Origin of the sequence: Herbaspirillum sp. RV1423 (genome assembly GCF_000577615.1) — a bacterium.
Taxonomy (GTDB): domain Bacteria; phylum Pseudomonadota; class Gammaproteobacteria; order Burkholderiales; family Burkholderiaceae_D; genus Herbaspirillum.
Genome location: NZ_CBXX010000012.1, coordinates 103,564 through 127,713, shown reverse-complemented (window position 1 = coordinate 127,713; position 24,150 = coordinate 103,564). Strand labels below are relative to the sequence as shown.

The window sequence follows — 24,150 nt, the reverse complement described above, 5'->3', positions numbered from 1 at the left end:
AGTCCGGGAAAAGAACTGACATGGCAAAAGCCAAAACCAATTACACCTGCACCGAATGCGGCGGCATCAGCAATAAATGGGCGGGGCAATGTCCGGCCTGCGGCCAGTGGAACACCCTGGTCGAGACCTTGGTCGAGTCGGCCGGCGGCAATCGTTATTCGAACCCGCACCAGAGCCTGGCGCAGACGGCGCCGGTGTTGTCGCTGGCCGATATCGAAGCGATCGACGTGCCGCGTTTCGGCACCGGCATCGAAGAGTTCGACCGCGTGCTCGGCGGCGGCCTGGTGCCGGGTGGCGTGGTGCTGATCGGCGGCGATCCCGGCATCGGCAAATCGACCTTGCTGTTGCAGGCGCTGGCGAATATCTCCAAGCTCAAGCAGGTCTTGTATGTCAGCGGTGAAGAGTCCGGTTCGCAGATCGCCTTGCGCGCGAGGCGTCTCGCGGTGGATGCGAAAGACCTCAAGCTGCAGGCTGAAATCCAGTTGGAAAAAATCCTGTCGACGCTGGCCGAGCACAAGCCCGACGTCGCCGTGATCGACTCGATCCAGACCATCTATTCGGACGCGCTGACATCGGCGCCGGGGTCGGTGGCGCAAGTGCGTGAATGCGCCGCGCAATTGACGCGCGCGGCCAAGACTTCCGACACCACCATCATCATGGTCGGCCACGTGACGAAGGAGGGCGCGCTGGCCGGTCCGCGCGTGCTCGAACATATCGTCGACACGGTGCTGTATTTCGAGGGCGATACGCATTCCAGCTTCCGTCTGGTGCGCGCATTCAAGAATCGTTTCGGCGCGGTCAATGAGCTTGGCGTGTTCGCCATGACGGAAAAGGGGTTGAAGGGAGTGTCCAATCCTTCCGCGCTGTTCTTGTCGCAGCACGACAACCAGGTGCCGGGTTCCTGCGTGATGGTGACGCAGGAGGGAACACGTCCCTTGCTGGTGGAGATCCAGGCGCTGGTCGACAGTTCGCATGTGCCCAACGCGCGCCGTCTGTCCGTCGGCCTGGAACAGAACCGTCTGGCCATGCTGCTGGCGGTGTTGCATCGCCATGCGGGAATTGCAGCATTCGACCAGGATGTTTTCATCAATGCCGTTGGCGGCGTCAAGATCACCGAGCCGGCCGCGGATCTGGCGGTGCTGCTGGCGATCAACTCATCGATGCGCAACAAGCCGTTGCCGCGCGGACTGGTGGTGTTCGGCGAAGTCGGCCTGGCCGGCGAAATCCGTCCGGCGCCGCGCGGCCAGGAACGCTTGCGCGAAGCGGCCAAGCTGGGATTTTCGATTGCGATGATTCCGAAAGCCAATGCGCCAAAACAGGAAATCGAAGGATTGAAGGTCGTCGCCGTCGAGCGTATCGATGAGGCGTTGCAGAAGATCCGCAATATCGACGAATAACGCTGTCGGGTCTAGCGCGGCAAGTCGTAAGTGACAATGATCTGGTTCATCTCGCCCTGCGCCGGCGGCCCCAACTGCCCGCCGCCCTTGACGCGATAATGCAGCGTGAACGGCTGCGACGCGTCCTTGCCGTTGAAAGCGGTGGTGCTGCCGCTGGCGCTGTTGGTCACGTTCCAGCAGCGTTGCTGGTTGTTCCAGCACAGGACCGCTTCGAACCCGACGGGTTTGTTCGACAGACCGTATTGCCATGACACATTGCTGATGGAGGCGCCCGCCGGCACGGTGGCGTTGACCTTGAATGTCGTTTCGTAATCGGCATTCTTGGCCAGTATCGTTGCGCCCATCGCGTCGGATGCATAGGAGCCGCCTGGACCGCGGCGTGTCGGCGCAGGTGGTTGATCTGGTTGCGGAGCGGGCGTAGCGATGGCGGCAGCGGCAGGCAGCGCCGCGATGGGTGTAGCGCCCGGCTGTTGTTGTGCGCTGAACGTGCGATCCACACGGGTTTGCGCGGATGCGGTGACGGCGCAGCAGGCCGCCAAAGCGAGCAGCAAACCGCGGAGGCCTCTTTGCACGACTATCTTATCCAGCCTGTTTGCGCGGATTGCCGCCGCGATGCGGAAAGATCATCTGGACCACGAGGCCGCCGCCATCGCGGTTGCGCAGATGCAGCTTGCCATTGTGGCGGATCACGATGCGGTTGACGATGGCCAGCCCCAGTCCGGATCCGTTGGCCTGGCCGCGTGCCGTGTCCAGGCGGGTAAATGGGCGCAGCAAATGTTCCAGTTCGCCGTCGGGCGCGCCGGGACCGTGGTCGGCGATTTCCACCTTGACGCTGTGGCCTTCGATCTTGCACAGGATGTCGATGTCGGCAACGTCGGTCTGCGGCGTTTTGCCATAGCGGCGTGCATTTTCGATCAGGTTGCTGATGGTGCGTTCCAGTTCGACCGTATTGCCCATGACTTCGATGCCGGGTGTAATGGCCATCGTGATGCGGACGTCGCTCAGGCGTTTGGCATTGTTGGCGGCGTCTTCCAGCAAGCCGGACAAATCCACCGGTGTGAAACTGCTGCTGTCGAAAGGTTTGGCGTAGTCGAGGAACTGGCCGATGATCGCATCCATCTGCGCCAGGTCGGCGTGCATGCCGTCGCGCGCTTCGTCGGACAGTTTCGCCATTTCAACTTCCAGTTGCATGCGCGCCAGCGGCGTGCGCAAGTCGTGGGAAATGCCGGCCAAGATTACCGCGCGGTCCGATTCGATACGGTCGAGGTCCGCCACCATCTGGTTGAAACTGAGATTGGCTTCGCGGATTTCGGTGGGACCCGATTCAGGCAACGGACCGGGTTGTTTACCTTTGGCGATCGCGCGCGCGGCGGCCGTCAGGCGCGCCAGCGGCTGGTTGATCAGCGTGGAGATGAATACCGCACCGATCAGCGACAACACCAGCGCAATCGAACCCCAGCCCAGCCATTGCAGGCTGGATGTGCGGTCCAGGCGGCCGCGGTCGAGCATCAGCCAGTATTCGTCCTCATCGATCTTGAAGCTGATCCAGAAACCGTCGACGTCGTTGACGCTGGAAGAGAATTGCGTATCGTCGCCCATCGACTGCTTGACGTAATACTCAAGCTCCGGCAGCACGGGCGAATCGTCAGGCGGCGCGACCTTGTCCGATTTTTCAAGAGGATAGATGCGGATGCCTTCGTTGCTGGCCAGTTCAAACAGCAACTCGCGCCGCATTTCCGGCGCCGAGTGCGTCAGCGCCGCACGGGTGATGGTGACGACCGAGACGATCTGGGCCGCCAGTTGTTCTGCGCGCGGGCCGCGTTCGACCATGCGGAAACTCGCTACCCAAGCCACCATGCTGGCGGTGATCAGGAAGGTCAGCAAAAAGAAGGTACGCCAGAACAGTCCGTTGCTGAACCATCTTTGGCGCGCTAGAAAGCTCATGTTGTGGATGCCGGCAGCCGGGTTGGGTAGGCGCATCAGCGCGGTTTGCCCTCGGGGATGAAGACATAGCCAAGGCCCCATACGGTCTGGATGTAAAGAGGATTGGCGGGATCGGGTTCGATCAGTTTGCGCAGGCGCGAGATTTGCACGTCGAGACTGCGGTCGAAGACTTCATACTCGCGGCCGCGCGCCATTTCCATCAGTTTTTCACGCGATAGCGGTTGGCGCGCGTTGCGGGCGAACACTTTCAGCACCGAAAATTCGCCGGTCGTCAGCGGCACGGTTTCGCCTTTTTTCTTCAGTGTGCGGGTGCCGAGATCGAGTACGAACTCGCCGAACTCGAAAGACTCAGGCGATTCGGACGGCGCGCCGGGTAATTCGTCCGGACCTTTGCGGCGCAAAACGGCATTGATGCGGGCGACCAGTTCGCGCGGATTGAACGGCTTGGGCAGATAGTCGTCGGCGCCCATTTCAAGGCCGATGATGCGATCGACGTCTTCGCCCTTGGCAGTGAGCATGATGATCGGCGTCTGGTCGCCGGCGCCGCGCAAGCGGCGGCAAATGGCGAGGCCGTCTTCGCCCGGCAGCATCAGGTCCAGCACGAGCAGGTCGTAGCGCTCTCGGATCCAGAGCTTGTTCATCGCCTGGGCGTTTTCGGCCGTCACGACGTTGAAGCCTTGCTCGGTCAGGTAACGCCGCAGCAGGTCGCGCAAGCGAATATCGTCGTCTACCACCAGGACTTTGGATTGGTGGGCCGGAGTAGCTGTCGTGCTTGTGTTGGTCGTATTCATGGCGTTATGGTAGCGTCTTCGCGGCGATCGGCAACATGTAACAGCACAAAGATTACAAACTGTTACATCCCTTACCTTAATCATCTTATACCATCCGGCCGGGCAACCTACACTGTGTTCATTGACGATGCGCTTTGTCGTTGGCCCGGAAATATGGAAAAATGCCGTCATGGATAACGCCGTAATTAAAAGCTTGGGTAGTGCTGCAGTAGTGATTGCGCTGAGCGCCAGCGCTGCGTTTGCGCGTCCGCCGGAGGGCGCGCGCGCCATGCCGGCACAGCCGGCGGATTTTCGCCATCAGGGCGGCAACGGCGGCCGTCAGGGACCTCCGCCCGATCAGGAAGCCAATCAGCGCCGCGGCAAGCTGAGTCCCGACGAAAGGCGCGAATTGCGGCGCCAGATCGATGAAGCGGGACAGGATATTTACCGCGTCAAACGCTGAATCACATGAAAACCCGGACCCTCGCGGTCCGGTTTTTTTTCGGCCGTTATTCGTCCCGCACTTGCAGATGCGCGCGTTCCAGTCTGCGTTCCAAGCGGTGCTGCAGGGCCTGGAAGCAGATGCTCAGGAACCAGTACACCATCGCCGCCGCGATATACAAGGGCAGCGGCCGGAATGTCACCGCGATGATTTCCTTGGTGGACAGCATCAGTTCGGTCACGGTGATGACCGATACCAGAGAAGTCTCCTTGATCAGGCTGATCAGCGTATTGCCCATGGACGGCACCGCGATGCGAATCGCTTGCGGCGCAATGATGTAGCGCAGCGTCTGCGGATAGGTCAGGCCGAGGCTGTAGCTGGCGCTCCATTGACCTTTGCCGACGCCCAGAATCGCGCCGCGCAGGCTTTCGGACAGATAGGCGCCGGTGTTCAGGCTGAGCGTCAGCACCCCGGCCGAGAGCGGTGAGAATTCGATGCCGATGCTGGGCAGGCCGTAATAGACCACGAAAATCTGGACCAGCAATGGCGTGCCGCGCATCAGGCTGACATACACGGTCGCCGGCCACTGCACCAGTTTCCAGGGGACGATGCGCGCTGCCGTCAGTGCGAAACCCAAGGCCAGTCCGCCCAACATGGAGGACAGGGCGAACAGCAGCGTATAAGCTGTGCCCCTGAGCATGATCGGCGCCGCCTGATGCAGCAGGTCCCAAATTTCCATTTTTTGTCGGCAAATAAAAATATCCCCGCATTGACGCGGGGATATCGATTTCAAAATAAATCAGAGGCTTATTGTGCGGCCGGCGGCTTGCTCACGTCAATGCCAAACCATTTGACGGAGACCTGCTTGAAGCTGCCGTCCTTCTGGATGTCGGCCAGCGCCTTGTTCAGGGCTGCCTTGAATTGCGGATTGCCCTTCTGGAACGGAATGCCGATTGTGTCGATCGTGCCGACCGGCGCACCGCCCTTGAGCGGGAGGTTGGATGACTTCAGCAGATAACCGACCAGCAGGTTGCTGTTGAGCGCGGCATCGATGCGGCCGCTGGCCAGATCGGCCAGGTATTCCGGCGAACCGGGATAAGTCTTGATGTCGATGCCGGGAACGCTTTTGGCCTTCTGTTCGAAGTTGGTGCCCTGGCCGAGGCCGAGCTTCTTGCCCTTGAGGTCTTCCAGGCTCTTGAACTCGCGCTTTTCATCCTTGCGCACGATCAGTTGCGCGCTCGACAGCGTATACGGATCGGAGAAGTCGAATGCCTTCTGACGCGCTTCGGTAATGCCGACCTGATTGATGATCACGTCATACTTGCCGGCGCCCAGGCCGGCCAGGATGCCGCTCCACTCGGTGGTGGTGAACTCCGGCTTGAGGCCCAGCTTGGCAGCCAGCAATTTGGCAACGTCGACTTCGAAGCCGGTCAGTTCGCTGGTCTTCGGATCCTTGAAGTTGAACGGCGGATAGTTGCCTTCCAGGCCGACTTTCAACGTGCCGCGCGCCTTGACGGTGTCGAGCAGGTCGGCGGCATGGGCGCCGAGGGTCGCGCCCACCAGCAGCAGGCCTGCCAGCAGCGGAGACAATCTTCGTAAATTATTGAATGTCATGTCTGTTCCTTTAACGATATATGTTGATCGGTGGAAAGCCGATATGCGAGCAGCTTAATCGTTTTGCAAGTCAAAACAAAAGACATCTACGTAAGAAGTTTATATGGACGCTGCGGAAGCGGCTATGCGAGTAGCTGTTCCAGGGCTTCCTGCTGCCCCAGCCATTCCCCTTCAAGCTGGTCCAGTTCCTTGATGCAATAGGCCTGGTCGGTGATCAGCGTTTTCAGATCTTCCTTGTTGGCGGCATCGTAGATGGCGGGATCGGCCAGGCGGGCATCAATGACGGCTTTCCTTTCGTTGCATTTGGCGATCTGCTCTTCCAGGCGCTTGATGCGCGATTCGATCGGCTTCTTCAGCGTCGCGACACGCTGGCGTTCTTCTGCTTCCAGGCGCTTCTGCTCGCGGCGGTCCGCCGTCGATGCAAACTGTTCCGGCTCCTTGATTTCGACTTTGGAAACCGCCGGTAGCGGCGTTTCGGCGGCGTTGTTCTTGGTTGCCAGCTTGGTCTTGAACAGCCAGTCGCGATAATCGTCGAGGTCGCCGTCGAACGGCTGCAGTTTGCCCTCGGCGACGATCAGGAACTGGTCGGTGGTGGCGCGCAGCAGATGGCGATCATGGGACACCAGAACCAAGGTGCCTTCAAACTGCGCCAGCGCCATGGTCAGCGCCTCGCGGGTTTCCAGGTCGAGGTGGTTGGTCGGTTCGTCGAGCAGCAGCAGGTTGGGACGTTGCCAGACGATCAGCGCCAGCGCCAGGCGCGCTTTTTCGCCGCCGGAGAAGGGTGCAATGCTGGACGACGCCATGGTGCCGTTGAAGTTGAAGCTGCCGAGGAAATTGCGCAACTCCTGCTCGCGCACATTCGGCGCGATACGCGCCAGGTGCCACAGCGGCGATTCGTCATGGCGCAGCATTTCGACCTGATGCTGGGCGAAGTAGCCGATCACCAGCCCCTTGCCGAATTGCGCAGTGCCGGACAACGGTTTCAGCTCGTTGGCGATGGTTTTGATCAGCGTGGATTTGCCGGCGCCGTTGACGCCGAGCAGGCCGATGCGCTGGCCGGTTTGCAGCGAGAATTCGATGCCGCTGACGATGGTCTTTTCGGTGATCGCATAGGTAACGGGATCCTCGCTGCGATAGCCGGCATTGACCTTGTCCATGACCAGCAGGGGATTCGGCGCCGACAGCGGCTCGCGGAATTCAAACGAGAACTCGGCCGCCGCGCGCAGCGGCGCCAGTTCTTCCATCTTCGCCAGCGCCTTCATGCGGCTCTGCGCCTGTCTCGCCTTGGTCGCCTTGGCCTTGAAGCGGTCGATGAAGGATTGCAGGTGGGCGCGCTGGCGCATCTGCTTTTCGATCATGCCTTGCGCCAGTTCCAGTTGCGCCGAGCGTTGGCGCTCAAACGCCGAGTAGTTGCCGGAATAGCGCTTCAGCTTGCGTTCGTCGATATGCACGATCACATTGACTACGCCGTCGAGGAAATCGCGATCATGGGAAATGATGATCAGCGTGCCCGCATAGCGCTTGAGCCAGTCTTCCAGCCAGATGATGGCGTCGAGGTCCAGGTGATTGGTCGGTTCATCGAGCAGCAGTAGATCGGACGGACACATCAATGCCTGCGCCAGGTTCAGGCGCATGCGCCAGCCGCCGGAAAAACTGGCGACCGGGCGCGCCATCTGTTCCAGCGTAAAACCCAGGCCGATCAGCAACTGCTCGGCGCGCGAACGCACGGTGTAGGCATCGGCATCGGCCAGCGCACCGTGCAACTCGGCGATGTGATTGCCGTTGTCGGCGCTTTCCGGTTCGGCTTCGGCAGCGGCGAGTTCGGCTTCCAGACGGCGCAGCGTAATGTCGCCGTCGATGGCGTATTCAATGGCGGGGCGATCGAGTGCGGGGGTTTCCTGCGCGACGTATGCCATGCGCCATTTGGACGGGTAGTCGATGTCGCCCTGATCGGCATGCAGTTCGCCGCGCAGCATGGCGAACAGGCTGGATTTGCCGGCGCCGTTGGCGCCGATGAGGCCGATCTTGTCGCCCGGGTTGAGCGTGAGGTCGACATTCTCCAGCAGCGGCTTGACGCCGCGGGCCAGGGAAACTTGCTGAAAACGAATCATCGTGGAACTGCAATCAAAAAAATAATGGTTAAGCCAGGCTCTGGAGCTGGTCGGCGGTCAGCAGGAACACCATGTCGTCGCCGGCGCTGGTTGTAACCCAGGTCAGTTCCAGTTCGGGGAAGGCGGCTTCGGCATAGGCGCGCTCGTTGCCGATCTCGACGACCAGCACGCCGTTCGGCGTCAGGCGTTGCGCCGCGCCCTTGACGATCTTGCGCACCAGGTCCATGCCGTCCTTGCCGCCGGCCAGCGCGATTTGGGGTTCCTGCAAGTATTCCTGCGGCAGCTTGCTCATCGAATCCGAATTGACGTAGGGCGGATTGCTGATGATCAGATCGTACTTGCGCGCGGGCAGTTTGGCGTAGAGGTCGGATTCGACCAGCTTGATACGTTCGCCCAGTTCGTAATCGTCGACATTGCGACGCGCCACCTGCAGTGCTTCCGGTGAGATGTCGACGGCATCGATCCGCGCTTGCGGGAAAGCATCCGCCAGGAGGATCGGCAGGCAGCCGGAACCGGTGCACAGATCCAGCGCGTTCTCGATTTGCGCCGGATCCTGCACCCACGGCGCGAAGTGTTCCGGGATCAGTTCGGCGATGAACGAGCGCGGTACGATCACACGTTCATCGACGTAGAAGCGATAGCCTCCCAGCCACGCTTCGTTGGTGATGTAGGCGGCAGGAACTCGGTCCTCGGTGCGGCGCATGATGACGCGCAGCAGATTGTCGATCTCGCCTTGCAGCAGACGTGCATCGAGGAACGGCTCCAACTGGTCCAGCGGAAGTTTCAGCGTGTGCAGGATCAGGTAGGCGGCTTCGTCGAAGGCATTGTTGGTGCCGTGGCCGAAGAACAGCTTCTCGGTGTTGAAGCTGGTGATGGCGTAGCGCAGGATATCGCGCACGGTGGCGAAATTGTTTGGCGTCATGATCGATGTTCTCGGTCTGTACATGGAAGCGATTCGGGAGTGGTCCGGGTTGATTGGGGCCGATGCCGGAACTACAGCAACAGGTTTTCCATCGTGCGGCGATAAATGTTTTTCAGCGGATCGATATAGCGTACTTCGATGTATTCGTCGATCTTGTGGATGCTGTCGTTGGGCGGACCGAACTCGATGACTTGCGGGCAGATCTGCGCGATGAAACGTCCGTCCGATGTGCCGCCGGTGGTCGACAGCTCGGTATCGAGACCGGTCTCGGCCTTGATCGCTGCGGATAGCGCATCGCTCAGATTGCCGCGCGGCGTCAGGAAGGGAAGGCCGCCGACGGTCCACTTCAGATCGTAGTCGAAACCGTGCTTGTCGAGGATGGCATGCACGCGTTGCTGCAAACCTTCGACCGTGCTCGCCGTCGAGAAGCGGAAGTTGAAGTCGATCACGACCTCGCCCGGGATCACATTCGATGCACCTGTGCCGCCGTGGATGTTCGACATTTGCCATGAGGTCGGCAAGTAGTATTCATTGCCTTCGTCCCATTCTTCGGCGACCAGTTCGGCCAGCGCAGGCGCGGCCAGATGGATGGGATTCTTTGCCAGTTGCGGATAGGCGATGTGGCCCTGTATGCCTTTGACGACGAGTTTGCCGGACATGGTGCCGCGGCGGCCGTTCTTGATCATGTCGCCGAGTTGCTTCGCCGAAGTCGGTTCGCCGACGATGCAATAATCGAGCTGTTCGCCGCGCGCTTTCAGCTTGTCGCAGACGACCACGGTGCCGTCGGTCGCGGGACCTTCTTCATCGCTGGTGATCAGGAAACCGATCGAGCCTTTGTGGTCGGGATGCGTCGCGACGAACTCTTCCACCGCGACGACCATTGCCGCGATCGAGGTTTTCATGTCGGAGGCGCCGCGGCCGAACAGCTTGCCGTCGCGCTGCGTCGGCACGAACGGCGGCGATTGCCATTTCTCGACCGGGCCGGTGGGCACCACATCGGTGTGGCCGGCAAACGCCAGCAGCGGCTGCGCCGTGCCCTTGCGCGCCCACAAATTGGTGACGTCGCCGGACCGGATTGTTTCGCAGACAAATCCGAGCGGCGCCAGCAGTTCGGCCAGGCGCGTCTGGCAGCCTTTGTCTTCCGGTGTCACGGAGGAGAGCGCGATCAGTTCCTGGGTCAGGGCAAGGGTTTTGCTCATGATGGATTTTTGAAATCAGTTCTTGAAAATCTGTTGATAAAGGTCCGCGGTAAAACCGACGTGCGTGGGCTGGCCGCTGGTTTGCAGCACCGGACGTTTGACGATGGACGGCAGCTCGACCATCAGCGCGGCGGCGCTGGCGTTGTCGGTGATGCTGGCCTTGCGTTCGTCGGACAGGCCGCGCCATGTCGTGCCTTTGCGATTGACCAGCGTGTCCCAGGGGATGTCCTTGAGCCAGGTCTTGACCATGCTGGCGTCGAGGCCTGCCTTCTTGAAATCGTGGAAGACGTAGGCAACGCCGTTGGCGTCGAGCCAGGTGCGCGCCTTCTTGACCGTGTCGCAGTTGGGAATGCCGTAGAGGGTGACTTGTGTGCTCATGGAATCAGACCATCCTGTTGTACAAAAAATGAAGGCCGGCGTCATGCCATGCCGGCCGGGATTCTCGCTTTGCCGCAAAGAAAATTGCCGGCGTGCGCCGGCAATGCATCGCGCCTGTCAGGCGCCGCGCAGCAGTTCGTTGATCGACGTCTTGGAGCGGGTTTGCGCATCCACTTTCTTGACGATGATCGCGGCGTACAGGCTGTACTTGCCATCCTTCGACGGCAGGTTGCCCGGCACCACGACGGAGCCGGCCGGCACGCGGCCGTAATGCACTTCGCCGGTTTCGCGATCGTAAATTTTGGTCGACTGGCCGATGTAGACGCCCATCGACAACACCGAGTTTTCTTCGATGATCACGCCTTCGACAACTTCCGAACGGGCGCCGATGAAGCAGTTGTCTTCGATGATGACCGGGCCGGCCTGCACCGGCTCCAGCACGCCGCCGATGCCGACGCCACCGGACAGGTGGACGTTCTTGCCGATTTGCGCAGCCGAGCCGACCGTGGCCCAGGTGTCGACCATCGCGCCTTCGTCGACGTAGGCGCCGATGTTGACGTAGGAAGGCATCAGCACGACGTTCTTGCCGATGAAGGAACCGTGACGCGCCACAGCCGGCGGCACCACGCGGAAGCCGCCCTTGGCGAAATCTTCGGCGGTGTAGTTGGCGAACTTGGTCGGGACCTTGTCGTAGAACTGCGGATAGCCCGGCACGCCGGAACCGACCGGGACGTTGTCTTCCAGTCGGAACGACAGCAGGATGGCTTTCTTGACCCATTGGTTGACTTGCCATTGGCCGACGCTTTGACGGTCGGCGACGCGCAGGGTGCCTTCATTCAGGCCGGCGATCACTTCCGCCACGGCGTTGCGGATGTCGGCAGGCGCGGACTTCGGCGACAGGCTGGCGCGGTCTTCCCACGCCTGATCGATGATTTGCTGGATGGATTGGGTCATCTTGTTTTGCTATCTCAGTTGAAAATAAATAAAAACCAGGCACACGTTTTCAATGTCGACACCGTGTCCCGGAGGCGGCAGAGGCGCTTATGCGCCTGCCAGTTTGCGTGTAAAGGCGACAATGCGTTGCGCCGCTTCCAGGCACTCTTCCACTTCGGCGACCAGTGCCATGCGGATGCGTTGCCGGCCCGGATTGACGCCATCGGCGTCGCGCGCCAGATAACTGCCGGGCAATACCGTGACATTATATTCGGCATAGAGGCGCTTGGCGTATTCCGTGTCGCTGATGGCGGCCAGCTTGTCGACCTTGGCCCACAGGTAAAAGCCGGCGTCGGGCAGCGACACGTCCAGCACTTCCTGCAGCAAAGGCGTGACCTGGCTGAACTTGGCGATGTACTTGGCACGGTTTTCCTGCACGTGGGTTTCGTCGTTCCAGGCGGCAATCGAGGCGCCTTGGATCGAGGGGCTCATGGCGCCGCCGTGATAGGTGCGGTACAGCAGGAATTTCTTCAAGATGGCCGCGTCGCCGGCGACGAAGCCGGAACGCATGCCCGGCACGTTGGAGCGCTTGGACAGACTGGAGAAGGCGATCAGGCGAGGATAGCCGGTGCGGCCCAGCTTGTGCGCTGCTTCCAGGCCGCCTAGCGGCGCTTCCGCCTTGAAATAGATTTCCGAATAGCACTCATCCGAGGCGATCACGAAACCGTAACGGTCGGACAGATCGAACAATTTTTTCCAGTCTTCCAGCGACAGCACGGCGCCGGTGGGATTGCCCGGCGAACACAGGAACAGCAGCTTCACGCGCGGCCAGACGTCGTCCGGCACCTTGCTGAAGTCGGGCGCGAAATTGCGCGCCGGATCCGAATTGACGAAATACGGCTGGGCGCCCGACAAGTAAGCCGAGCCTTCATAGATTTGATAGAACGGGTTCGGGCACAGCACCAGCGCTTCTTTTTGCGACGGATCGATGACGGTCTGCGTCAGCGAAAACAGCGCCTCGCGGGAGCCGTTGACCGGCAGCACTTGCGTGGCCGGATCGATTTTCGGCAAGCCGTAGCGGCGCTCCAGCCAGCCGGCGATGGCGCTGCGCAACGCTTCCGAGCCGATCGTGCTGGGATAGCTTGCCAATCCCGACAGATTGTCGGTCAGCGCTTGCTTGATGAACTCGGGCGTCGGATGTTTCGGTTCGCCGATGCCCAGGCTGATGTGGCGATAGGCCGGGTTGGGCGTGACGTCGGAAAACAGGTTCTTCAGTTTTTCGAACGGGTAGGGTTGTAGCTTGTCGAGTAATGGGTTCACGGAGAGAAAGCGTCAGTGGATAAGGACAGATTCTAAAATCACGCCATTATATAGCGCCCGGCGTCGTCTTTCCCGGCAATGCAGCCGCTGCGCTTGTCAGTCAGGCAATCCAAAACTCACAATCGGATGGCTGAAACCGTGCTGTTCGCCTGATGTGTTTGCAGGGAAGTAAGTCATCGTCCAAGGTCCCAAGAATAAATCTCCCCCAATCTGGATTGAACGGAGTTGTAAGTATGAAAACACTGAGAGCGAAGCTGTTGCTGGCCCTGGTCGTCATGTGGATAGGCCTGCTGGTGCTGGCGGCATGGTCGGCGCTCAATACCCGCCAAAACATGATCAACGAGCGTCAGGCCGGGCTGAAGCGCGTGGTCGAAACCGCCGAGGGCATCCTCAAGAGTTATGCGGCCGAGGTCGCCGCTGGCAAGACGACGTTGGCGGACGCGCAGAAGCAGGCGCTGGAGCGCATCTCGGCAATGCGCTACGACAACGACAATTACATCTTCGTGTTCGACTCCAGGCCGGTAGTGCTGATGCATCCGACCAACAAAAATGTGGTTGGCAAGAACGTCGGCGATCGCAAGGACAGCGACGGCAAGCTCTACTACGTAGAGATGGTCAAGGTCGGCAAGGCGCAGCAGCATGGTTTTGTGGAATACATGGGACGCTTGCCCGGTACGGACGACACCAACCGGACCAAGAAAGTCAGTTACCTGATTTATTACCAGCCGTGGGATTGGTTGCTGGTGTCGGGTGTGTTCCTTAATGACGTCGAAACCGACTTTTATCAAAACCTGATGAAGCTGGCCGGCATCCTGATCGTAGTCGGCGTGCTGGTGTCGGCGATGATGCTGGCGATCATCCGCAATATCACGCGCAGCCTGGGCGGCGAGCCTGCCTACGCGGTCGGGGTGGCATCGCGCATTGCCGCCGGCGAATTGACCATGGCGATAGCCACGCGTCCCGGCGACCAGCGCAGTTTACTCTATGAGATGGGCCTCATGCGCGAGCGGCTGTCGTCGGTGATTGCGGGCATACGCACCGGCACCGAGGCGATCGACGCCGGGGCCAAGGAAATCGCCGCCGGCAACATGGACCTGTCGTCGCGCACCGAACAGCAGGCGGCATCGCTGGAAGAGACCGCCTCCAGCATGGAGGAATTGACCTCGACCGTGAAGCAGAATGCCGACAATGCGCGCCAGGCTGGCCAACTGGCCCACACCGCGTCAGACATTGCGCGTCGCGGCGGCGAGGTGGTGGGGCAAGTGGTCGACACCATGCAGGGCATTACGGAGAGCTCGCGCAAGATTTCCGACATCATCGGCGTGATCGACGGCATTGCGTTCCAGACCAACATCCTGGCGCTGAACGCGGCGGTGGAAGCGGCGCGCGCCGGCGAGCAGGGCCGCGGCTTTGCCGTGGTGGCGAGCGAAGTGCGCAGCCTGGCGCAACGCAGCGCGCAGGCTGCCAAGGAAATCAAGAACCTCATCGAGGATTCCGTCTCCCGCGTCGACAGCGGTTCGGAACTGGTGCAGCGCGCCGGCCAGACCATGGGCGAAGTGGTGAATGCGGTGCAGCGCGTGACCGACATCATGGGTGAAATCTCATCGGCGACCGAAGAGCAAAGCAGCGGTATCGAACAGGTCAATCTGGCGATCACGCAAATGGACCAGACCACCCAGCAGAATGCCGCGCTGGTCGAGCAGGCGGCAGCGGCAGCAGGTTCGCTGGAGGAGCAGGCGCGCCGCTTGAAGGAGGCTGTCGCATTCTTCCAGGCGGAGAGTTCGGTATCGCCGGCAAGCCGTCCGATTGCCGCGACGCCTGCCGTCAAACCGAAGGCGGCCGCTGCGGGTGCTCCCATTGCTCCGGTTGCGGCGAGGAAGACTGCCACCCGCGCCTTGCCTGCGGCAGTCCCGCCCAAGACGCCGGCGTCCAGGCCGGCAACCGGCGACGACGACTGGGAGACCTTTTAAGCGTCAAGCCGGTTGGGCTTCCGTTTTGACATCGGCTTGAACTTCGGCCGCAGCGGCCTGCCTGAGCAATCTGGCAGGCCGTTTGCTTTATCGGTATTCGTCTTGCAGGCCCCGAATTCAGCGATTTTCCTTCTTGGAATGTTATGATACCGGGCTATTGCGGGCGAATTTGCCTGCTTTCGTCAAACTCTGTGAAATTGTAGATAACGTGCGCTTAAATTCCATTAAATTGTCAGGATTCAAGTCTTTCGTCGATCCGATGAATTTCCAGGTGCCGGGACAGTTGGTAGGCGTGGTGGGCCCCAACGGCTGCGGCAAGTCCAATATCATCGACGCGGTGCGCTGGGTGCTGGGAGAATCGAAAGCCTCCGAACTGCGCGGCGAGTCGATGCAGGACGTCATTTTCAACGGTTCCACCAACCGCAAGCCGGCCGGGCGCGCTTCCGTCGAACTGGTGTTCGACAACGCCATGGGCAAGGCGGCGGGCCAATGGGGACAATACGCCGAAATCGCCGTCAAGCGCACGCTGACGCGCGACGGCACTTCCTCGTATTACATCAACAACCAATCGGTGCGCCGCCGCGATATCCAGGACATCTTCCTCGGCACCGGCCTCGGCCCGCGTGCTTACGCGATCATCGGCCAGGGCATGATTTCGCGCATCATCGAAGCGCGTCCGGAAGAGTTGCGCATCTTCCTCGAAGAAGCCGCCGGCGTGTCGAAGTACAAGGAGCGTCGCCGCGAAACCGAAAACCGCCTGCACGACACGCGCGAAAATCTGACGCGCCTTGAAGACATCCTGCGCGAACTGAACAACAACCTGGAAAAGCTGGAAGCCCAGGCCGCCGTCGCCAAGAAATTCAACGAGCTCCAGGGCGATCAAGAAGAAAAGCAAAAGCTGTTGTGGCTGCTGCGCAAAAACGAAGCCAAGGCCGAGCAGGAAAAATTTTTCCGCGACATCGAGCGGGCGCAAATCGATCTCGAAGAGCAGACCGCCAAGCTCCGTCACGTAGAAGCCGAACTGGAACACATGCGCCAGGCCCACTACGGCGCCGGCGACCGCCTGCATACGGCGCAAGGCCATCTGTATCAGACTAATTCCGAAATCGGCAGCCTGGAAGCGCAGATCAAATTCGTCATCGAATCGCGCAATCGCCTGCAATCGCAATTGAATTCGCTGACGGCGCAACGTGACCAATGGCAGCGCCAGGGCACGCAGCACCAGGACGACCTGGCCGAAGCCGAGATCCGGCTGGAAGAGCAGGGCATGCGCGTCGAGCAAGCACAGCAAGCCATGCAGGACGCCAACGACAAGTTGCCGACGCTGGAGCAATCCTGGCGCGAAGCGCAACTGAAAACCACGGAATCGCGCGGCAAGATCATGCAGATCCAGCAGCAGATCGAACTGGAATCAGCGCACCAGCGCAATGCCTCCAACATCCTGTCCGGCCTGGCGGTGCGCCGCGAGCGCCTGATGCAGGAAAAGAGCGGCCTCAACATGCCGGACGATGCGCACCTGTCCAACCTCAAGCTGCAGTTGGAAGAGAAACAGGCCGCGCTGGAAGAAGCGTCCATGTACCTCGAGGAGGCGCAGGAACAGCAGCCGAAGCTGGAAGAAGAGCGCCGCACCGCGCAGGAACTGGTCAGCAAGGAAACCTCCGACCTGGCGCAACTGGAAGCGCGCCTGTCCGCCCTGAAGCAATTGCAGGAAAGCGTGCAGACGCAGGGCAAGGTCCAGCCGTGGCTGGAAAAGCACGAGCTGGCCAACCTGCCGCGCCTGTGGCAAAAGCTGCATATCGATGCCGGCTGGGAAACCGCCCTGGAGTCGGTCTTGCGCGAGCGCATGTCGGCGCTGGAAGTGTCGAATCTGGATTGGGCCAAGGCCTTCTTCAACGATGCCCCGCCGGCCAAGCTGGCCCTGTTTGCGCCGAATCCGGCCGCCGCGCCCGCGGAAGCTGCGCCCAACGGCCTGAAGCCTTTCATCAACCTGCTGCAACTCAACGATCCGGGCTTGCGCGCGCTGATGCAGGACTGGCTGCACAACGTTTTCATTGCCGACGACACCGCCAGCGCCTTTGTCGAGCGCAGCAAGCTGCCGGCCGGGGCCATCTTCGTGACCAGGCAAGGTCATGTGGTGAGCCAGTCGAGCGTGCGTTTTTATGCATCCGATTCCGAGCAGGACGGGATGCTGGCGCGCCAGCAGGAAATCGAAAACATCACCAAGCAGCAGCGTGCACAATACATGCTGGCCGAAGAAGCCAAGTCGCGCGCCGTACGCGCCGACGCCGCCATGACCAACGCCACGCAGCGCTTGCAAGAGCTGCGCCAGCGCGTTGCTGGCCTGACCCAGGCCGTGCATGGTCTGCAGATTGAAGTGATGAAACTGTCCGAAGTGCAGGAGCGTTTCAACCAGCGCAGCACCCAGATCGTTGCCGACCTCGCCGAAATCGAAGCGCAGGAAATCGAGCAGCAGCAAATCAAGACCGAGTCCGAAGCCAAGTTCGAACAGCTCGACATCGAACTGGCCGAACTGCAGGAGTCGCACGAAAACGGCCAGACCGATTATCTCGGCAAGGAACAGCAGCTCAACGATGCGCGCCAGCGCCTGCGCGAACTGGAGCGTGCCGCGCAGGAAGCGGAATTCGCCGAAAAATCCCAACGCAACAAGATCGACGAACTCAAGCGCAGCATCGCCACCGCGTTGGAGCAGGCCGCGCAATTGTTTGCCAGCATGCAGCAAGGCAGCCTGGAACTGGAAAGCCTGGATGACCAGGCGGCGCAAGCCGGCCTGCAATCGCTGCTGGACAAGCGCACCGAACAGGAGCGCGCGCTGGCCGACGCCCGCCATGAACTCGACCAACTGTCGCAAAAGCTGCGCCAGTACGAAGAAAATCGCTTGCAAGCCGAGCGCAGCCTGCAGCCGCAGCGCGACCGCATCACCGAATTGCAATTGAAGGAGCAAGCCGCGCGCCTGAATCAGGAGCAATACACCGAAGCGCTGGCCAACACCCAGGCCGATGAAGCTGCTCTGGCCGAGAAGCTGACCGACGACATGCGTCCGTCCTACCTGCAGGGCGAAGTGACCCGCCTGACCAACGCCATCGCGGCGCTGGGCGCGGTCAACCTGGCAGCGCTGGATGAATTGGCGACAGCGTCGGAACGCAAGAACTTCCTCGACGCGCAACACGCCGATCTGAATGAAGCGATCAACACCCTGCAAGACGCCATCCACAAGATCGACATCGAAACACGCGGCTTGCTGCAAGACACTTTCGACAAGGTCAACGGCCACTTTGCCGAATTGTTCCCGATCCTGTTCGGGGGCGGCCAGGCCAAGCTGATCATGACCGGCGACGAAATCCTCGATTCCGGCGTGCAAGTCATGGCGCAGCCGCCCGGCAAGAAGAACGCTACGATCCACCTGCTGTCCGGCGGCGAAAAGGCGCTGACCGCAACGGCGCTGGTATTCTCGATGTTCCAGTTGAATCCGGCACCATTCTGCTTGCTGGACGAAGTCGATGCGCCGCTCGACGACGCCAATACCGAACGCTTCTGCAATATGGTCAAGCGCATGTCGTCGAATACGCAGTTCCTGTTTATCTCGCATAACAAGATCGCGATGGAAATGGCGAACCAGTTGATCGGCGTGACCATGCAGGAACAGGGCGTGTCGCGTATCGTGGCGGTGGATATGGAAGCCGCCGCCAACTTCACGTCGGAGGTGCAGGCGGCCTAGGCCGTCTCGCAGAGGCTGGACAACTTGACAAGTACGGGGTGGAACACTACCCTAAACAGCTTGTCATACAAGGACTTTCACGCAACGGCTGCAAGCGATCCAGACAAAGAAGAACAAGACGGCAATGGCAAGTTTTGCAGCGCTTGGCTGCTATATTTCGGTGCAAATTTTCCTGCCGATTCTCAGGAATCCATACGTTATGACCAGTTTTATTGAACCGAACATGTTTGACCGCATTGATCCTGTCTACCCAGGTTCAGTGTTGAGCAGTGCGAGCGGAATAAGTGGCACAAGTGGTACCGCAGCGCACCTCGCCTTCAAGAAAAATTCCAGGGTATATTCGGCATGACAGACTTACAGACCAGCCTGATCATCATCGGCGGCGTGATCGTCGTCGCGGTGATTTCCTACAATAAGTGGCAAGAGCACAAGACCCGCAAGACTGTTGAACGCGCTTTTTCGTCGGATCACGACGATGTGCTGATGAATGCCGACAGCCAGTCCCAGCCGCTGCCGCCGACATCGCCGCCGACGCCGTCGTTCCAGGCGCCGCCAATTGCTCCGAAGCAGGCCGCGCCCATGGCGAAGTCGCCGATCTCGATGTATGACGACGAACGGCTGGAGCCCGAGCTGTATCAGATGCCCGAGCGCAGGCCGCAACAACCGCTCCAGCAGCCGATCACGCCTCCGGTTACCGAAGCCGACCTCGACACGCCGGTCGAGCCTTACTTGTCGATCGACACGCCGCTTGACAGCCATGCCGACTACCTGGCCGATCCGCTCGGCGCGCATGAGGTCGAAACCGACCTCAGCCATGTCGCGGCATCCCTCAATGAATCCGGCATGTTTGCCGGAGAGCAAGCCGGGCAGGTTGCGGCAGCGCCGCAGCGCGAGTTGCCAGTCGACGAATTGATCGATTGCATCATTCCGATTGCGCTGGAGTTGTCGGTGCGCGGCGAGAAGCTCTTGCCGGGCGTGCAGAACCTGCGCCATGTCGGCAACAAGACCGTGCATTTCATCGGTCGCACGACGGACGGCGAATGGGAGCCGATCGGTCATGGCAGCGCTTACAACGCCTTGCTGGCGGGCGTCCAACTGGCCAATCGCAACAATGCGCTGAACGAGCTTGAGTATTCCGAACTGATCGTGCGCCTGCGCGAATTCACCGACTCCATTAGCGCCGAGCCGGAGATCCCAGACATGATCGACGTGATGAAAACCGCGCAAGCCTTGCATCAGTTCATCATGGATCACGACGTCCAGTTGGGCGTGAACGTGCGCTCCAACGGTGCGCCGTGGAATGTCAGCACCTTGCTGGCGGCATTGACCCGCCAGGGCTTCGACCGTCGCACCGACGGCCATCTGGTCATGCAGGACGGCGAAGGCGAAGTGCTGTTTTCGATGTCGACCAACGTGACCGGCGGCGCCGAGACGACCGATCGCCTGACGCTGCTGCTGGACGTGCCGCGCGTCGGTCCGGCCCGCGACGGCTATGGCGCGATGATTTCCTGCGCGCGTTCGCTGGCCATGCGCCTGGGCGGCACCGTAGTCGACGACAGCGACCAGTTGTTGTCGGACGCCGCATTGAGCGATATTGCCGAGCAAGTCGGCGCGTTCTACAGCGCCATGGAGTCTGCCGAAATCCCGGCCGGTTCGAAGCGCGCCATGCGCTTGTTCAGTTAAGCTCGCGCCGAGGGGCGCTCCTATCATGCATGCAGATTCCCACTCAGCACCCGTGGCGCCAGGCGACTGGCATGCGCGGGCCGCTTCGCTCAGGGCGGCATTGGACCGCCACAATTACGCTTACTACGTGCTTGACGATCCCAGCATCCCCGATGCGGAATACGACAAACTGTTCCATGAACTGCAAGCGCTGGAGCAGGAGTATCCCGAGCTGGCGACCAGCGATTCGCCCACTCAGCGGGTCGGCGGCGCGCCGCTGCCGCAGTTTGAACAGGTGCGCCATGCGATTCCGATGCTGTCGCTCGGCAACGGCTTCTCTGACGAAGACGTTGTCGCCTTCGACAAGCGTATTAAGGATGTACTATCGGACGGCTTGTCTTCGGAAACGGAGATCGCTTACGCCACCGAATTGAAATTTGACGGTCTGGCGATCAGCCTGCGTTACGAGAACGGCTTGCTGGTCGGCGCCGCCACGCGCGGCGACGGCGCTACCGGCGAAAACGTCACTGCCAATATCCGCACCGTGCGCGCCATTCCGCTGCGCCTGCACGGCGACGATCCGCCGCACATTCTGGAAGTGCGCGGCGAAGTGTTGATGTACAAGAATGATTTTGCCAAGCTGAACCAGCGCCAACGCGATGCCGGGCAAAAGGAGTTCGCCAACCCGCGCAACGCCGCCGCCGGCAGTTTGCGACAGCTCGACTCCAGGATCACCGCCCAGCGTACGCTACGCTTCTTCACCTACGGTATCGGCGTGCTTGAAGGCGCACCTATGCCGGCTTCGCACTCGGCCTTGCTGGACTGGTATGTTTCGCTCGGCCTGCCGGTATGCAAGGAAAGAGCGGTGGTGTATGGCGCCGAAGGTTTGCTGGCGTTTTATCACGACGTCGGCGCCAAGCGCGAGAAATTGCCTTATGAAATCGACGGCGTGGTCTACAAGGTCGACCGTCTCGACCAGCAGCAGCAGCTCGGTTTCGTGTCGCGCGCGCCGCGTTTTGCCCTGGCGCACAAATTTCCGGCGCAGGAAGCGTTGACGGTGGTGCAAGACATTGAAGTGCAGGTGGGGCGCACCGGTGCAATCACGCCGGTGGCGCGCCTGGCGCCGGTGTTCGTCGGCGGCGTGACGGTGACCAACGCCACCTTGCACAATGAAGACGAAGTACGCCGCAAGGATATCCAGATCGGCGACACCGTCATCGTGCGTCGTGCCGGCGACGTGATTCCGGAAGTGGTCGCCTATGTGCCGGAATCGCGGCCGGCCGATGCCAAGCCGTTCGAGATGCCGACCGCGTGCCCGGTCTGCGGTTCGCCCATTGTGCGTCTGGAAGACGAAGCGATCGCGCGCTGCTCGGGCGGCTGGGTCAAATGTTCGGCGCAGCGCAAGGGCGGCCTGCAGCATTTCGCCTCGCGCCGCGCCATGGATATCGAAGGCCTCGGCGATCAACTGATCGAACAACTGGTCGATAAGCATGTCATCACCACGGCAGCCGACTTGTATCGCCTGGGATTGACTGCGCTGTCCGAGCTTGACCGCATGGCCGAGAAATCTGCACAGAACGTGCTCGACGCATTGGAAAAGTCCAAGTCGACCACGCTGGCGCGTTTCATCTACGCGCTGGGCATCCGTCATGTCGGCGAAGCGACCGCGAAGGAACTGGCGCGCCACTTCGGCAATATGGACGCCGTGATGGCTGCGACGGAAGAGCAATTGCTGGAAGTGGCCGATGTCGGTCCGGTGGTGGCGCGTTCCATCATCAGCTTCTTTGCCGACGGCCTGAATGTAGAACTGGTGAATCAACTGCGCGCCGCCGGCGTCCACTGGATCGAGGGCGCCGGCATTGACATCCCGGCCAAGACGTTGGCCGGAAAGACTTTTGTGCTGACAGGTACCTTGCCGACATTGACGCGTGACGATGCCGCTCAAATGATCGAAGCGGCCGGCGGCAAGGTGAGCGGTTCCGTTTCAAAGAAAACCGGTTATGTGGTGGCCGGTGCGGAAGCTGGTAGCAAACTGGCGAAGGCCGAAGAATTGGGTATTGCCATTCTGGATGAGGAAGCATTGCTTGCGTTGATCCAAAATGGTCCGCAAGAAAGTCCGGAGCAAGCTGTTGCAGAGTAAGCGTGGCAATAGGTCGGGGCGGCCGTCAATGCTGTCCATTTGCCATACGAAGAGTTGATTTTTATCGGGAGTTGTAATGACCAAGAGAATTAAGAAAGCAGTATTTCCTGTCGCTGGGCTGGGCAGCCGTTTTTTGCCGGCAACCAAGGCGCAACCGAAGGAAATGTTGCCCATCGTCGACAAGCCTCTGATCCACTATGCGGTTGAGGAAGCGGTCGCTGCCGGTATTACCGAAATGGTGTTCATCACTGGCCGCAACAAGCGCGCAATCGAAGACCATTTCGACAAGGCGTACGAACTGGAAGCCGAACTGGAAGCCGCCGGGAAACAGAAGTTGCTGGATATCGTCCAGAACGTGATCCCCAAGAACGTCACCTGCATCTTCATTCGCCAGTCGGTGCCGCTGGGGCTCGGTCATGCGGTGCTGTGCGCGCGTCCGGTGGTGGGCGATGAACCCTTTGCCGTGTTGCTGGCGGACGATTTCATGGATGTCGAGGAGGGGCAAAAGCCGGTCATGGCGCAGATGACGGATGTGTATGCGCGCGAAGGATTGAGCTTGCTGGCCGTGCAGGAAGTGCCGCGCGCCGAGACCAAGCAATACGGCATCGTCAGCGCCACTGCTTATCAGCCTAACCTCGAACGCGTCAACGGCATCGTCGAAAAACCGGCGCCCGAGGTGGCGCCGTCGACGCTGGCGGTGGTCGGCCGCTATGTGCTGAACAACCGCATTTTCGATTACCTCGAAAACCTCGGCAAAGGCGCCGGCGGCGAGATCCAGTTGACCGACGGTATTGCCGCGCTGATGCATGCCGAATCGGTGCTGGCTTATCGCTATCAGGGGCAGCGCTACGATTGCGGCTCCAAGCTGGGCTATCTGAAGGCGACCGTGGCGATGGGAATGAAGCATGCCGAGACCGGTCCGGCCTTTATCGAGTATCTGAAGCAGCTCGACATCAAGTCCTGATTTACTTATCAATTGAAAGTGTGGCAGGGGAAGCAGCATGGCCATTCGTGAAATTCTGAAGATGGGCGATCCGCGTCTGTTGCGCCAGGCCGAGCCGGTGCGGGAGTTCGGCACGCCGGAGATGGAGGCGCTGATCGCCGACATGTTCGAGACCATGCGCGCGGTCAACGGCGCCGGTCTGGCGGCGCCGCAAATCGGCGTCAATTTGCAACTGGCGATTTTCGGCTTCAAGAAGAACGTCCGCTATCCCGATGCCCCTGATGTGCCGGAAACGGTCCTGATCAATCCAACCCTGACGCCTTTGGGCGAGGACATGGAAGAGGGATGGGAAGGTTGCCTGTCGGTGCCTGGCTTGCGTGGCGTGGTGCCGCGCTGGAGCCGCTTGCGCTATGAAGGCCTCGATGAAGCGGGCAATCGCATCGATCGCACCGTCGATGGTTTTCACGCGCGCGTCGTGCAGCACGAATGCGATCACCTGATCGGCGTGCTGTATCCCATGCGGATCAAGGATTTTTCGCGCTTCGGTTTCACGGAGATACTTTTCCCGGAGCTGGATGCTAACGACGACGATTGATTGGATCGGATGTTTGCGGCGCTTTCGTCTCAAAAGAAAAAAAGAAAATCGCGTGTGAAGTCGGCTTCACACGC

Annotated in this window: 20 protein-coding genes; 9 read left to right on the top strand and 11 right to left on the bottom strand. The window is 60.5% G+C overall.

The features are described 5' to 3' along the window. The first annotated feature begins 20 nt into the window (after positions 1–20). Positions 21–1,397, top strand: a complete 1,377-nt coding sequence (gene radA / locus RV1423_RS13865) for a DNA repair protein RadA (protein ID WP_034297493.1) — start codon at positions 21–23, stop codon at positions 1,395–1,397. Between the two features lie 11 nt (positions 1,398–1,408). Here the strand turns inward: radA and RV1423_RS30645 are convergent, their stop codons facing one another. From RV1423_RS30645 to ompR, 3 genes are read right to left on the bottom strand one after another with little or no spacing between them, the layout of a single operon-like run. Continuing rightward, positions 1,409–1,969, bottom strand: coding sequence for a flagellar protein FlhE (locus RV1423_RS30645; RefSeq protein ID WP_231502279.1), 561 nt, complete (start codon positions 1,967–1,969; stop codon positions 1,409–1,411). 7 nt (positions 1,970–1,976) lie between these two features. Next, positions 1,977–3,377, bottom strand: a complete 1,401-nt coding sequence (locus RV1423_RS13855) for an ATP-binding protein (protein WP_373419961.1) — start codon at positions 3,375–3,377, stop codon at positions 1,977–1,979. Further along, positions 3,377–4,132: a two-component system response regulator OmpR gene (gene ompR / locus RV1423_RS13850; protein WP_034297488.1), complete on the bottom strand. Its 756-nt coding sequence runs from the start codon at positions 4,130–4,132 to the stop codon at positions 3,377–3,379. The genes RV1423_RS13855 and ompR overlap by 1 nt, the downstream gene beginning before the upstream one ends. A gap of 169 nt (positions 4,133–4,301) precedes the next feature. On the opposite strand from ompR, the gene RV1423_RS13845 reads away from it, so the two are divergent. Beyond that, a complete protein-coding gene (locus RV1423_RS13845; RefSeq protein ID WP_034297486.1) occupies positions 4,302–4,574 on the top strand; it encodes a hypothetical protein in 273 nt (90 codons plus the stop codon). Between the two features lie 46 nt (positions 4,575–4,620). Here RV1423_RS13845 and RV1423_RS13840 read toward each other — a convergent pair whose 3' ends face one another. The 8 genes from RV1423_RS13840 to dapC form a co-directional block, all read right to left on the bottom strand. Continuing rightward, the gene (locus RV1423_RS13840) at positions 4,621–5,292 is read right to left on the bottom strand and encodes an amino acid ABC transporter permease (protein ID WP_034297483.1); all 672 of its coding nucleotides are present in this window, start codon (positions 5,290–5,292) and stop codon (positions 4,621–4,623) included. A gap of 68 nt (positions 5,293–5,360) precedes the next feature. After that, complete coding sequence (locus RV1423_RS13835) at positions 5,361–6,167, bottom strand: cystine ABC transporter substrate-binding protein (RefSeq protein ID WP_034297480.1); 807 nt, start codon at positions 6,165–6,167, stop codon at positions 5,361–5,363. Positions 6,168–6,289: 122 nt separating this feature from the next. Continuing rightward, positions 6,290–8,278, bottom strand: coding sequence for an ATP-binding cassette domain-containing protein (locus RV1423_RS13830; protein ID WP_034297477.1), 1,989 nt, complete (start codon positions 8,276–8,278; stop codon positions 6,290–6,292). Positions 8,279–8,306: 28 nt separating this feature from the next. After that, a complete protein-coding gene (prmB, locus tag RV1423_RS13825) occupies positions 8,307–9,200 on the bottom strand; it encodes a 50S ribosomal protein L3 N(5)-glutamine methyltransferase (protein WP_034297476.1) in 894 nt (297 codons plus the stop codon). A gap of 71 nt (positions 9,201–9,271) precedes the next feature. Next, entirely contained in the window at positions 9,272–10,399 is a 1,128-nt protein-coding gene (gene dapE, locus RV1423_RS13820) for a succinyl-diaminopimelate desuccinylase (protein WP_034297474.1), read from the bottom strand. A gap of 15 nt (positions 10,400–10,414) precedes the next feature. Further along, complete coding sequence (locus tag RV1423_RS13815) at positions 10,415–10,777, bottom strand: ArsC family reductase (protein ID WP_034297472.1); 363 nt, start codon at positions 10,775–10,777, stop codon at positions 10,415–10,417. A gap of 117 nt (positions 10,778–10,894) precedes the next feature. Then, on the bottom strand, positions 10,895–11,731 hold the full coding sequence (gene dapD, locus RV1423_RS13810; RefSeq protein ID WP_034297469.1) for a 2,3,4,5-tetrahydropyridine-2,6-dicarboxylate N-succinyltransferase: 837 nt from the start codon (positions 11,729–11,731) through the stop codon (positions 10,895–10,897). Positions 11,732–11,818: 87 nt separating this feature from the next. Further along, positions 11,819–13,030, bottom strand: a complete 1,212-nt coding sequence (dapC, locus tag RV1423_RS13805; protein ID WP_034297466.1) for a succinyldiaminopimelate transaminase — start codon at positions 13,028–13,030, stop codon at positions 11,819–11,821. Between the two features lie 233 nt (positions 13,031–13,263). Here dapC and RV1423_RS13800 point away from each other — a divergent pair, with 233 nt between their 5' ends. The 7 genes from RV1423_RS13800 to def all read left to right on the top strand — a co-directional run bounded on the left by RV1423_RS13800 (position 13,264) and on the right by def (position 24,076). Next, entirely contained in the window at positions 13,264–15,000 is a 1,737-nt protein-coding gene (locus RV1423_RS13800) for a methyl-accepting chemotaxis protein (RefSeq protein WP_034297463.1), read from the top strand. Positions 15,001–15,208: 208 nt separating this feature from the next. Then, positions 15,209–18,736 carry a chromosome segregation protein SMC gene (gene smc / locus RV1423_RS13795; protein ID WP_081768824.1) on the top strand — a complete coding sequence of 1,176 codons (3,528 nt, stop codon included), beginning with the start codon at positions 15,209–15,211 and terminating at the stop codon, positions 18,734–18,736. Between the two features lie 124 nt (positions 18,737–18,860). Beyond that, positions 18,861–19,085, top strand: coding sequence for a hypothetical protein (locus RV1423_RS29825; protein ID WP_155835104.1), 225 nt, complete (start codon positions 18,861–18,863; stop codon positions 19,083–19,085). Continuing rightward, a complete protein-coding gene (locus RV1423_RS13790; RefSeq protein ID WP_034297460.1) occupies positions 19,082–20,419 on the top strand; it encodes a cell division protein ZipA C-terminal FtsZ-binding domain-containing protein in 1,338 nt (445 codons plus the stop codon). Before RV1423_RS29825 ends, RV1423_RS13790 begins: the two co-directional genes overlap by 4 nt. Positions 20,420–20,444: 25 nt before the next feature. After that, complete coding sequence (gene ligA / locus RV1423_RS13785) at positions 20,445–22,538, top strand: NAD-dependent DNA ligase LigA (protein ID WP_051516680.1); 2,094 nt, start codon at positions 20,445–20,447, stop codon at positions 22,536–22,538. 76 nt (positions 22,539–22,614) lie between these two features. Then, positions 22,615–23,502, top strand: a complete 888-nt coding sequence (galU, locus tag RV1423_RS13780; RefSeq protein WP_034297458.1) for a UTP--glucose-1-phosphate uridylyltransferase GalU — start codon at positions 22,615–22,617, stop codon at positions 23,500–23,502. 37 nt (positions 23,503–23,539) lie between these two features. Beyond that, complete coding sequence (gene def, locus RV1423_RS13775) at positions 23,540–24,076, top strand: peptide deformylase (RefSeq protein WP_034297455.1); 537 nt, start codon at positions 23,540–23,542, stop codon at positions 24,074–24,076. Positions 24,077–24,150 lie beyond the last annotated feature (74 nt).